The organism is Pseudomonas mandelii (assembly GCF_900106065.1).
Lineage (GTDB): Bacteria > Pseudomonadota > Gammaproteobacteria > Pseudomonadales > Pseudomonadaceae > Aquipseudomonas > Aquipseudomonas mandelii.
This window is the reverse complement of the sequence record NZ_LT629796.1, coordinates 5370782-5382212: the sequence shown is the minus strand read 5'-3', so window position 1 is coordinate 5382212 and position 11431 is coordinate 5370782. Positions and strand designations below refer to the sequence as shown.

10 protein-coding genes are annotated in these 11431 nt (G+C 61.3%); 2 read left to right on the top strand and 8 right to left on the bottom strand.

Going from position 1 to position 11431, the window contains the following annotated elements; all coding sequences use genetic code 11:
- Nucleotides 1-134: 134 nt before the first annotated feature.
- From pqqB to pedF, 8 genes are all read right to left on the bottom strand, one after another.
- Complete coding sequence (gene pqqB / locus BLU63_RS25060) at nucleotides 135-1049, bottom strand: pyrroloquinoline quinone biosynthesis protein PqqB (protein WP_083376519.1); 915 nt, start codon at nucleotides 1047-1049, stop codon at nucleotides 135-137.
- A 53-nt stretch (nucleotides 1050-1102) separates the two neighbouring features.
- Nucleotides 1103-1174 carry a pyrroloquinoline quinone precursor peptide PqqA gene (gene pqqA / locus BLU63_RS25055; protein ID WP_010455123.1) on the bottom strand — a complete coding sequence of 24 codons (72 nt, stop codon included), beginning with the start codon at nucleotides 1172-1174 and terminating at the stop codon, nucleotides 1103-1105.
- A gap of 248 nt (nucleotides 1175-1422) precedes the next feature.
- Complete coding sequence (gene exaC, locus BLU63_RS25050) at nucleotides 1423-2943, bottom strand: acetaldehyde dehydrogenase ExaC (protein WP_010455125.1); 1521 nt, start codon at nucleotides 2941-2943, stop codon at nucleotides 1423-1425.
- A 262-nt stretch (nucleotides 2944-3205) separates the two neighbouring features.
- Nucleotides 3206-4984, bottom strand: coding sequence for a PQQ-dependent methanol/ethanol family dehydrogenase (locus tag BLU63_RS25045; RefSeq protein WP_010455128.1), 1779 nt, complete (start codon nucleotides 4982-4984; stop codon nucleotides 3206-3208).
- Between the two features lie 272 nt (nucleotides 4985-5256).
- A complete protein-coding gene (locus BLU63_RS25040) occupies nucleotides 5257-6195 on the bottom strand; it encodes a quinoprotein relay system zinc metallohydrolase 1 (RefSeq protein ID WP_083376518.1) in 939 nt (312 codons plus the stop codon).
- A 16-nt stretch (nucleotides 6196-6211) separates the two neighbouring features.
- Nucleotides 6212-6973: a quinoprotein dehydrogenase-associated SoxYZ-like carrier gene (locus BLU63_RS25035; protein ID WP_010455133.1), complete on the bottom strand. Its 762-nt coding sequence runs from the start codon at nucleotides 6971-6973 to the stop codon at nucleotides 6212-6214.
- Nucleotides 6970-7848, bottom strand: coding sequence for a substrate-binding periplasmic protein (locus tag BLU63_RS25030; protein WP_083376517.1), 879 nt, complete (start codon nucleotides 7846-7848; stop codon nucleotides 6970-6972). Before BLU63_RS25030 ends, BLU63_RS25035 begins: the two co-directional genes overlap by 4 nt.
- Before the next feature lie 3 nt (nucleotides 7849-7851).
- The gene (gene pedF, locus BLU63_RS25025) at nucleotides 7852-8313 is read right to left on the bottom strand and encodes a cytochrome c-550 PedF (RefSeq protein ID WP_010455137.1); all 462 of its coding nucleotides are present in this window, start codon (nucleotides 8311-8313) and stop codon (nucleotides 7852-7854) included.
- 254 nt (nucleotides 8314-8567) lie between these two features.
- On the opposite strand from pedF, the gene exaA reads away from it, so the two are divergent.
- Nucleotides 8568-10460 carry a quinoprotein ethanol dehydrogenase gene (gene exaA / locus BLU63_RS25020; protein ID WP_083376516.1) on the top strand — a complete coding sequence of 631 codons (1893 nt, stop codon included), beginning with the start codon at nucleotides 8568-8570 and terminating at the stop codon, nucleotides 10458-10460.
- A 235-nt stretch (nucleotides 10461-10695) separates the two neighbouring features.
- Nucleotides 10696-11343, top strand: coding sequence for a pentapeptide repeat-containing protein (locus BLU63_RS25015; RefSeq protein WP_010455142.1), 648 nt, complete (start codon nucleotides 10696-10698; stop codon nucleotides 11341-11343).
- The last annotated feature ends 88 nt before the right edge of the window (nucleotides 11344-11431 follow it).

Sequence of the window (11431 nt, the reverse complement as noted above, 5' to 3'; positions counted from 1 at the left end):
TTCTCCGGATTTCTCGGTGTTACGGCTGACACCTTCGCGGGCAAGCCTCGCTCCTACAAGGTCTCGCCGACTGCAGAAGTAGCGCACGACACAAAACTTGCAGGAGCGAGGCTCGCCCGCGAAGAGGCCATGAGCTACAGCTCAATACTCATGCCATCAAAAGCCACCTCAATCCCCCGCCGCGCCAGCAACGCGCGCTCAGCCGAGTCTTCATCGAGGATCGGATTGGTGTTGTTAATGTGGATCAGCACTTTGCGTTGACGGGTAAACCCTTCCAGCACTTCAAGCATCCCGCCAGGACCGCTTTGCGGTAGATGCCCCATTTCACTGCCCAGGCTCTGGCCGACTTCACACACGCGCATCTCGTCGTCGCGCCACAGGGTGCCGTCCAGCAGCAGGCAATCGGCGCGCTGCATCCAGCTCAGCACTTCGTCGTCGATTTGCCCAAGGCCCGGGGCGTAGAACACGCTGGCGCCGCTGCGCCGGTCTTCGATAAACAAACCGATGGTGTCGCCCGGTTGCGGATGGCCACGATTGGGCGAGTACGGCGGCGCGTTGCTCACCAGGGGAATCGCGCGAAATTGCAGGTGTTCGCAGGCTTTGATGCGGAATGGTTCACGGTCCAGCCCGACCGGTTGCCAGTGCAACCCGCCGTTCCAGTGCTCAAGCATGGTGAATAAGGGAAAACCACTGCTCAGGTCTTGATGCACGCGTTCCGTGCACCAGACCGAATGCGGGCAGCCTTCGCGCAGGCTCAACAGACCGGTGCAATGGTCGATCTGGCTGTCCAGCAGGACGACCGCGGCGATCGCCGTATCGCGCAAGCGACGGGCCGGTTGTAGCTCCGGGAAACCTTCAAGCTGCGCGCGAATGTCCGGTGACGCATTGCACAGCACCCACTCCACACCGTTGTCGCTCAGGGCAATCGACGACTGCGTGCGCCGTTGCGCCCGCAGGCTGCCATTGCGCATCCCGGCGCATTGGCGGCAGTTGCAGTTCCATTGCGGAAAACCGCCACCAGCGGCGGAACCGAGAACGCGGATGTGCATGGGAGGCTCCAGAAGGCAGGCCCGGCCAACGCGACGGCTGGCCGGGTGGACAATCAACGGTTGGCGAAATACATCGTCACTTCAAAACCAATGCGCAGATCGGTAAACGCGGGTTTATTCCACATGGGTCAATCCTCTTCTTGTGCCGGGACATTCCGGTAAAGCCATTAATGCACGGGGCGCGAGACGACCGAATGCTACTTTCGAACGAGGTCACGGCGTGCGTTGGTAGGGGGTCTTCAGGCACACAAAAAACCAATGTGGGAGCGAGCCTGCTCGCGAAGAGGCCAGCACATTCAACATGGATGTTGACTGCCAGGCCGCCTTCGCGAGCAGGCTCGCTCCCACAGGGGATTGCGGTGTGCCTAGGGGATCAGAAGAAGCCCATCGGGTTGATGTCATAGCTCACCAGCAGGTTTTTGGTCTGCTGATAATGGTCGAGCATCATCTTGTGGTTTTCACGGCCGACACCGGACTTCTTGTAGCCACCGAACGCCGCATGCGCCGGGTACAGGTGGTAGCAGTTGGTCCAGACCCGCCCGGCCTTGATCGCGCGGCCCATGCGGTAGGCGCGGTTGATGTCGCGGGTCCACAGGCCGGCGCCGAGACCGAACTCGCTGTCGTTGGCAATCGCCAGAGCTTCGGCTTCGTCCTTGAAGGTGGTGATACCCACCACCGGGCCAAAGATTTCTTCCTGGAACACGCGCATTTTGTTGTGGCCCTTGAGCAGGGTCGGCTGGATGTAATAGCCGCTGGACAAGTCGCCCTCCAGACGCTCGGCCGCGCCGCCGGTGAGCAGTTCGGCACCCTCCTCCTGGGCAATTTTCAGGTACGAGAGGATCTTGTCGTATTGCTGCTCGGACGCCTGTGCGCCGACCATGGTTTCGGTGTCCAGCGGGTTGCCGCGCTTGATCTTGACGATCTTCGTCATCACCACTTTCATGAAGTCGTCGTAAATCGACTCCTGCACCAGGGCCCGGGACGGACAGGTGCAGACTTCACCCTGGTTGAAGAACGCCAGCACCAGGCCTTCAGCGGCCTTCTCGATGAACTGCGGCTCGGCTTGCATGATGTCTTCGAAGAAGATGTTCGGCGACTTGCCGCCCAGCTCGACGGTGCTTGGAATGATGTTCTCGGCCGCGCATTTCATGATGTGCGCGCCAATCGGCGTGGAACCGGTGAAGGCAATCTTGGCGATGCGCTTGCTGGTGGCCAGCGCCTCACCCGCTTCACGGCCGAAGCCCTGAACGATGTTCAAAACGCCGGGTGGCAGCAAGTCGGCGATCAGCTCGGCGAAGACCATGATCGACAGCGGTGTCTGTTCGGCGGGTTTGAGCACCACGCAGTTGCCGGCAGCCAGGGCCGGGGCGAGTTTCCAGGCGGCCATCAGCAGCGGGAAGTTCCACGGGATGATCTGCCCGACCACGCCGAGCGGCTCGTGGAAGTGATAGGCGGTGGTCAGCTCGTTGATCTCGGCGGCGCCGCCCTCTTGGGCGCGGATGCAGCCGGCGAAATAACGGAAATGGTCGGCGGCCAGCGGCACGTCGGCGTTCAGGGTCTCGCGCACGGCCTTGCCGTTGTCCCAGGTTTCGGTGACAGCGAGGATTTCCAGGTTCTGTTCGATACGGTCGGCGATTTTCAGCAGCACCAACGAGCGATCCTGGGCCGAGGTCTTGCCCCAGGCATCCGCCGCCGCATGGGCAGCGTCGAGGGCTTTTTCGATGTCGGCGGCGTTGGAACGCGGGAATTCGGCGATGACTTCACCGGTGACCGGCGAGGTGTTGGTGAAGTACTCGCCATTGACCGGGGCAACGAACTCGCCGCCGATGAAATTGCCGTAGCGCGCTTTGAAGGTAACGACGGCGCCGGGTGTTCCGGGTTGTGCGTAGATCATGGTGGGCCTCTGTCTGGGTCGATGCCTGTCGGGCAAACAGGCGATGAACCGATAGTAGAGAGCCCCGCGTGCCAGACGAATGCGCCGTTGGCAGGGGGACTCTCGTTATTTGGTCGTAGAAAACGCCTCGGTTCTTGATCGTTCCCACGCTCCGCGTGGGAATGCCTCAACGGACGCTCCGCGTTCGGCTCTTGGGACGCAGAGCGTCCCGGGCTGCATTCCCACGCAGAGCGTGGGAACGATCAATGCAGTGGATTCAGGGTTAGTGTTTGGCCACGACGAGGTCTTTGGGCAGCTTGAAGGTCCAGAGCATCCCGCCCTGGTTGAAGTCCTTGATGCGCTTGGCTACTTCGCCGCCCCACAACGGCACGGCGCCACCCCAGCCGGACAGCACCGAAACGTATTGTTCGCCGTCCATTTCCCAGGTCACAGGCGAGCCGAGGACGCCGGAGCCGGTCTGGAATTCCCAGACTTTCTCGCCGGTCTTGGCGTTGAACGCCTGCAGGAAACCTTCCGGCGTACCAGTGAACACCAGGTTGCCCTTGGTGGTCAGCACCCCGCCCCACAGCGGCGCGAAGTTCTTGTGGCGCCAGACTTCCTTGCCGGTCTTCGGATCGATGGCACGCAGCACACCGATGTAGTCTTCGTTCAACGGCTTGATGGTGAAGCCTGCACCGAGGAACGCCGCGCCTTTCTTGTAGGCGATGCCTTCGTTCCAGATGTCCATGCCCCACTCGTTGGACGGCACGTAGAACAGTCCGGTGTCCTTGTTGTAGGCCATCGGCATCCAGTTTTTCGCGCCGAGGAACGCCGGGGCGACGAACACCGAACTGCCTTTGGCTTCGGTGCCCGGTGCGCCAGGGCGGCTGGCTTCGTTGTAGATCGGCCGGCCCTCTTTATCCAGGCCCGTGGCCCAGGTGATCTTGTCCACGAACGGGAAGCCACGGATGAATTTGCCGTTGGTGCGGTCCAGCACGTAGAAGAAACCGTTACGGTCAGCGGTGGCGGCGGCTTTGATTTCTTTGCCGCCTTCGGTGTAGTTGAACGACACCAGCTCGTTCACGCCGTCATAGTCCCAACCGTCGTGAGGCGTGCTCTGGAAGTGCCATTTGATGGTGCCGTCGTCCGGGTTGAGCGCCAGGCGCGACGACGAGTAGAGGTTGTCGCCAGGACGCAGGTGCGAGTTCCACGGCGCCGGGTTGCCGGTGCCGAACAGCAGCAGGTTGGTTTCCGGGTCGTAGTAACCGCCGAGCCAAGGCGCCGCGCCGCCGGTTTTCCAGAGATCGCCGGGCCAGGTCTTGCCGGCTTCACCGCCGGAGATACCGTTCTCTACCGCTTTGCCGTCCTTGTAGGTGTAACCCATGTGGCCTTCGACGGTAGGTCGGGTCCACAGCAGATCGCCGTTTTTCGGGTCGTAGGCTTCGATCTTGCCGACCACGCCGAATTCGCCACCGGCCACGCCCGTGATCAGTTTGCCGTTGATGACCAGCGGCGCGGCGCTGATCGAATAACCTTCTTTGTGGTCGGCAACTTTCTTGCTCCAGACCACTTTACCGGTGTCCTTGTTCAGGGCCACAAGCTTGGCGTCGAGGGTGCCGAAGAACACCAGGTCGCCGTACAGCGCAACGCCACGGTTGATCACATCACAGCAAGGACGGATGTCATCGGGCAGGCGCGCATCGTATTGCCAGAGTTTCTTGCCGGTGCGTGCATCCACGGCGAACACCCGCGAGTAGGAACCGGTCATGTACATCACGCCGTCCTTGATCATCGGCTGTGCTTGCTGACCGCGCTGTTTTTCCCCGCCAAAGGAGAACGCCCAGACCGGGCGCAAGTCCTTCACGTTACTGACGTTGAGGGTGTCCAGCGGGCTGTAGCGCTGACCCTGGACGCCCAGACCGTTGGTGACGATCTGCTCCGGGTTCTTGGGGTCCTGGAGAATGTCCTGGTCGGTGACGCCGGCCAATGCCTGGCCGGACAACAGCATGGCACTGAGCAACAGGCTCAAGACGAAGGGTTGGCGACGTGCGGGTTGGGTCATGACGGCTGCCTCTGCGGTTTTTGTTATACCCGGGAAATTTTCCCGGTCTGGTGCAGATTCTTGGGCGCCGCCGCCCTCGCAACAATTGCCCGCAGTGTGGAGATTGCTAGTTCCTTAGTAGCGGGTCGGAGCAGATGAACACCGGTTATGTAGGTCGACACCGGCCCCTGTGGGAGCGAGCCTGCTCGCGAAGGCGCCGTGTCAGGCAAGATTATTGTCAATCGACACACTGCTTTCGCGAGCAGGCTCGCTCCCACAAAAAAGTGTGTGGGTCATTTGTTTGCGGTGGAATCGACTCGGGTCATCTGCGCGCGCTCATAGCGCGGATACAGATGACTGACGCTGCGAATCAGCTCATAGCGACTCAGGCTGATGCCAGCAAACCGCTCGGGAATGGGGCTGCGGATCATCTCACTCATGTCACTGCCATTGGCGGCGCCGTCGCGCATGAGCTGATCGAGCCAGGTGAGGTAGTCGCGCATTTGCTCGAACGGTTTTGTGTCCGTGGCCACCGGTCCATGGCCGGGCACGATCAGCGTCCACGGCAGGCCTTGTAGCGTGGCGATGTCCGCCAGCCACACCGACAGCCCCGGACTGTTGGGCGTGGTCAGCGCCCTTTGATAAAACACCAGGTCCCCGGCAAACAGCACGCCGGTTCTCTGGTCGAGAATAGCCAGATCCGCACCGGTGTGCCCACCCAGGCTCAGCAGGCGCAGATCGTGATTCCCAAAATTCAATACGCCAGGCTCCAGCGTCCGGGTCGGCAGCAGCACTTCGGTGCCGCGCATCCAGTCCCCCACCAGTCGATACATATTTTCGGCCATGGCGTCACCCTGCCGATGCAACAGCTCGGTGGTGCCGGCCAACGCACCGATTGGCACGTCGCTGAAGGCCTGGTTGCCCAGCACATGGTCCGGGTGGTGATGGGTCAGCAACACCTCAATCACCGGTTTATCAGTGGTCGCGGCGATGGCTTTGCGCATCGCTTCGCCGTAGCGCCTGGACGGCCCGGTGTCGATCACCACCACCCCGCGGTCAGTGACGATGAACGCGGTATTGACGATGTTGCCGCCGTTGGCCTTGGCGAAATTGTCGGTGCTGCCTTCGAGCAGCCAGGTGTCTTCGGCGATTTGCCGGGGCTTGAGCACATAGTCGAGGTCCGCCAGGACCGGCAGGCTCAGGCTCATGAACAACAGCAGCATCCAGCGCATCACGCGCTCCTTGGGGTCAGGGTATGGCCGCATCGAATTGATTGCCGCTGTTGTCGCGCAGCACCAGGCGCGTCTGCCCTGCCCCTTCGATGTCGAAGGCCAGGTTGGGGTTCTCGCTGACGGCGGGAAACAGCTCCAGTCGGGCCAGCAGCTGATCGTTCCCGTCGCGCAGTTCAGCATGGTTGATAAAGAATTCAGGGATGCCGCTGACCATGCCGTTGTCCATCGGATGCGCCACTTGCAAGCGCACCCGGCTGAACTCACCGCGTGGATAACGACCGCCCAGTACTTCGCCGATGTGCTCTTCCCAGCCAGGCTCGGTGCGCACGACGCTGGGCGCAGTGCAACCACCGCCCGCCGCATCGATCAGTGTCGAGCCGACATGCCAGAGGCCGTCACGGGTCAGCACCGCCGCGCGCAACGGCGTGGCTTGTTCGATACGGATGCGGATCGACAGCCACGGCAATACGCGATCCAGCGGTTGGAAATCGACTATTTTCGGCAGCGGATTGAGTTCCGCCCAAGCGAGGATTTTTACCACCTCGCCTTTGAACGCCCGGGCGTCGATTTCCAATGGCACTTGCCGGGCATCTTCGGCGAACGGCGGCGCCAGCAGCTTGACCCGGTCATCGAATACGAACGGTGCATTGCCGAGCATCTGCTTGTGGTAGAAGGCCCACATCACCGAGGGCACCGGGTCTTTGCCCGGTTCGATACCGGCAGCGTGCGCCGCCAGGGGCAACCAGCAGAGCAACAGGCAACTCGCTCGCCAGTTCACGGTTGGTACATCTCGGGCACGTCATAGCGCAGGCCGTAATGACCGTAAATGGTGTTGACCGCCCCTTCACGGATCAAGCCCTCCAGCGCCTCTTCCACGGCATAGGCCAGTTGCCGGTTGCTTTCATGCACCGCCATGCCGATCTCCCAGAGTTGCTTGCCCATGTTCGGGTAAGCGTTTTGCGCCAGCGCCACTTGTGGATCGTTGGCTTGGTGAACTTGCCAGTCGATCTCGCCACGCATGGCCATCACCGCATCGACTTCACCGGCCTTCATCGCGGCGAAGGCTTGCGGTACACCGGGATAGTGGTGGGTTTTGCCGGCGAGCATGCCGTTAAATACCGACGTCAGGTAGAACGACGGCACGCTGTCGACTTCGACGCCAATCGGATGGTGTTCGAACACGGCGACGCTGCCTACCTTGTCGAGACGGCGGCGATCATAGGCGACCTGCCATTGTTCGTTCTGGTACGGCCCGAACATCACCACATGGCCGTTTTCCAGCTCACCCAGTTCGTTACGTTTTTGCGCGTAATCGCGGTCATACGGCACGCGCATCATCAGGTCGGCCAGTTGCAGATCATGCAACTGGCTGGCCCGCCAGATGTAGTCGCGCAGGTCGTCATCGAGCTTCTCGCCGGCGGGCGCCCAGATCAGCGTCAGGCGCACGCCCAGCGCTTTGGCCAAGGCTCCGGCGAGCTCGACATCAACCCCGCGAGGCTGGCCGGCGTCTTCAAAACTGTAGGGGGCGAAGTCCTTGTAGACCGCCACTTTCAACTCCCCGGCAGCGATCATTTCGTCATAGGTACGGACCTGCGCCTGCACGATCTGGCAGCACAGCAACACAGCGCTGATCAACACAGCGAGCAGGCGCATGGGTTACTCCTCGACGCGAACAGTGTCCAGGTAGGTGCGCACAGCCCACAGAGCTTCCTGACTCAGGTAATCGGCCATTTTAGGCATGTAGACCCGACCATCGCGCACAGCGCCGTGACGCACGCGTTCGACGAACCATTCATCCCCCGCTTCGCCAACATCGAGCATGCGCAAATCGGGGGCGATGCCGCCGGACTTGGCTTCCAGGCCATGACAAGCGGCGCAGTTCTGGTTATAGGCCGATGAACCGATTTCCACGGCTTTCTCATGTTCCGGGGAGGCGCGATACGGATTCACCGCCGCCCAACCGTCGGCATCCACCTGCACGCCGGCGTCCTTGATCGGGGTCAAGCCTGGGGTGGCGATCGCCTGCGGTACCACGTTGCCGTGGGCCCAGACGGAGCCTGCACTGATAAAACCGGCCAGCAGTCCGGCAACGAGCAAGGCGTTGCGTTTTGTTGTCATTGTTATGCCCTCAAGATTGCACGCAAAACCTCTTTGAAGAGGCTATGGCACCCATCTTGGTACGGGCTTCGCACAATCCCCATGCTGCTTTGGTGGCCGCCGTCTAGTCCCTTGGTAGTAGGGCTTGTGACGCACACCCAAATCAGGTGCCGTTCGGGAAGTCTTCCCGGCCACAGCGGGACTTTTTCCGTATCCGGCAACCGGCCGGGCGCACCACCCTGTGCAGGCCAAAACCTCCACTGGGAACCGCAACCATGACAATAAGATCGCTACCCGCCCTTTCCCCTCTGTCTATCGCCGTGCAGGCTTTTCTGCTGGTGGGCAGCCTGTCCCTGAGTGCTGCAAGTCACGCCGCAACCGCTCCGGCCACGCCCACCCGCAACGTGACGTGGGAAGACATTGCCAACGATCACCTGACCACCAAGGACGTGCTGCAATACGGCATGGGCACCAACGCTCAACGCTGGAGCCCGTTGGCTCAGGTCAACGACAAGAACGTGTTCAAGCTGACGCCGGCCTGGTCCTATTCGTTCGGCGATGAGAAGCAGCGCGGCCAGGAATCCCAGGCCATCGTCAGTGACGGTGTGGTCTACGTCACCGGTTCCTACTCGCGGGTATTCGCCCTGGATGCCAAGACCGGCAAGCGCCTGTGGACCTACAACCATCGCCTGCCGGACAACATTCGTCCGTGCTGCGATGTGGTCAATCGCGGGGCGGCGATCTTTGGCGACAAGATCTACTTCGGCACCCTCGATGCGCGCCTGGTCGCCCTGGACAAGAACACCGGAAAGGTGGTGTGGAACAAGAAGTTCGGCGATCACGCCGCTGGCTACACCATGACCGGCGCCCCGGTGCTGATCAAAGACAAGACCACCGGCAAGGTACTGCTGATTCACGGCAGCTCCGGCGATGAGTTCGGCGTGGTCGGCCAGCTGTTTGCGCGCGACCCCGATACGGGTGAAGAAGTCTGGATGCGGCCCTTCGTCGAAGGCCACATGGGCCGGCTGAACGGCAAGGACAGCACCACCACCGGCGACGTCAAGGCACCGTCCTGGCCGGATGACCCGACCACCGAAACCGGCAAGGTCGAAGCCTGGAGCCACGGCGGCGGTGCCCCTTGGCAGAGCGCCAGTTTCGATCCGGACACCAACACCATCATCGTCGGCGCCGGCAACCCCGGCCCATGGAATACCTGGGCGCGCACCGCCAAGGATGGCAACCCCCACGACTATGACAGCCTCTACACTTCTGGCCAGGTCGGCGTCGACCCGAGCACCGGCGAGGTGAAATGGTTCTACCAGCACACGCCAAACGATGCCTGGGATTTCTCCGGCAACAACGAACTGGTGCTGTTCGATTACAAGGACAAGGACGGCAAAACGATCAAGGCCACCGGCCACGCGGACCGCAACGGTTTCTTCTACGTGGTCGATCGCAACAACGGCAAATTGCAGAACGCATTCCCCTTCGTCGACAACATCACCTGGGCCAGCCACATCGACCTCAAGACCGGCAAACCGGTGGAAAATCCAGGCCAGCGTCCGGCCAAACCTTTGCCGGGCGAGACCAAGGGCAAGTCAGTGGAAGTGTCGCCGCCGTTCCTCGGCGGCAAGAACTGGAACCCGATGGCGTACAGCCAGGACACCGGGCTGTTCTACATTCCGGGCAACCAGTGGAAAGAGGAATACTGGACCGAAGAGGTCAACTACAAGAAGGGCTCGGCCTATCTGGGCATGGGTTTCCGCATCAAGCGCATGTACGACGATCACGTCGGCTCCCTGCGCGCCATGAACCCCACCACTGGCAAAGTGATTTGGGAACACAAGGAAGCGCTGCCGCTATGGGCCGGCGTATTGGCCACCAAAGGCAACCTGGTGTTTACCGGCACCGGCGACGGTTTCCTCAAGGCGTTCGACGCGAAAACCGGCGCTGAGCTGTGGAAGTTCCAGACCGGCAGCGGCATCGTCTCGCCGCCGATCACCTGGGAACAGGACGGCGAGCAATACGTCGGCGTGACCGTCGGTTACGGCGGTGCGGTGCCGTTGTGGGGCGGTGACATGGCCGAGCTGACCAAACCGGTGGCTCAGGGCGGATCGTTCTGGGTGTTCAAGATTCCGAGTTGGGACAACAAGACTGCGCAGAAGTAATCCGCTTGCCCCCTGTGCTCACAGGGGGTTTTCTGGTGCTCAACAAGCTTTTCTGTGGCGAGGGCGCTTGCTCCCGCTGGGCTGCGAAGCGGCCCCCTCATTTTTCAGCAACACCGAGTTGCCTGGATTTACGACTGCTGCGCAGCCGGGCGGGAGCAAGCTCCCTCGCCACAGGAACCCACATAACCGTTGTTTTTTGTGTATCCAGCTGCCCTCCACCTTTCGAGGACCTGTCATGAAGTACCTGCCTCTACTGCTATGGCTTGCCGCCCTTCCGGTTTTCGCCGACAACGGCGACGACTCCCCACTCATCATCAACGGCTGCACCATCGCCGATCACAGCCAATGCCCCGGCGCCAATCTCAAAGGCGCAAACCTGAGCAATCAGGACCTGCGCAACATGAACCTCAGCGGCGCCGACCTGCGCGATGCCGACCTGCGGCACGCCCGACTCGACCTCGCCAACCTGGAAAAAGCGCAACTGCAAGGCGCCAACCTGACCCGCGCCAGCCTGCAACAAAGCAACCTGCGGCTGGCGGATTTCACCGGTTCAACGTTGATGGCGATTCAGGGCTGGGGGATGTTTGCCCAAGGCGCGCAATTCCAGGACGCCAACCTCAGCGGCGCCTACCTGCAATTCGCCCGCCTCTCCGGCGCGAGAATGCACAACACCAATCTGCGTGCCGCGGACCTGGAAATGACCTGGTTGAGCAAGGCTGACCTCAAAGGTGCCAACCTCAGTGACGCCAACCTGCAAGAAGCCAAATTAAGTGAAAGCAATCTGGAACAGGCCAACCTCAGCGGGTCGCGGCAGCATTATGCGAATTTTCAGGATGCGAACATGGAAGGCTGCAGCGGTTGCCCGACGACCTGGAACAAATGAACTGTATGCACACAAAACCATTGTGGGAGTGAGCCTGCTCGCGATAGCGGTGTAACAGTCAACTGAGAGGTTGAATGTGCCGACGTAT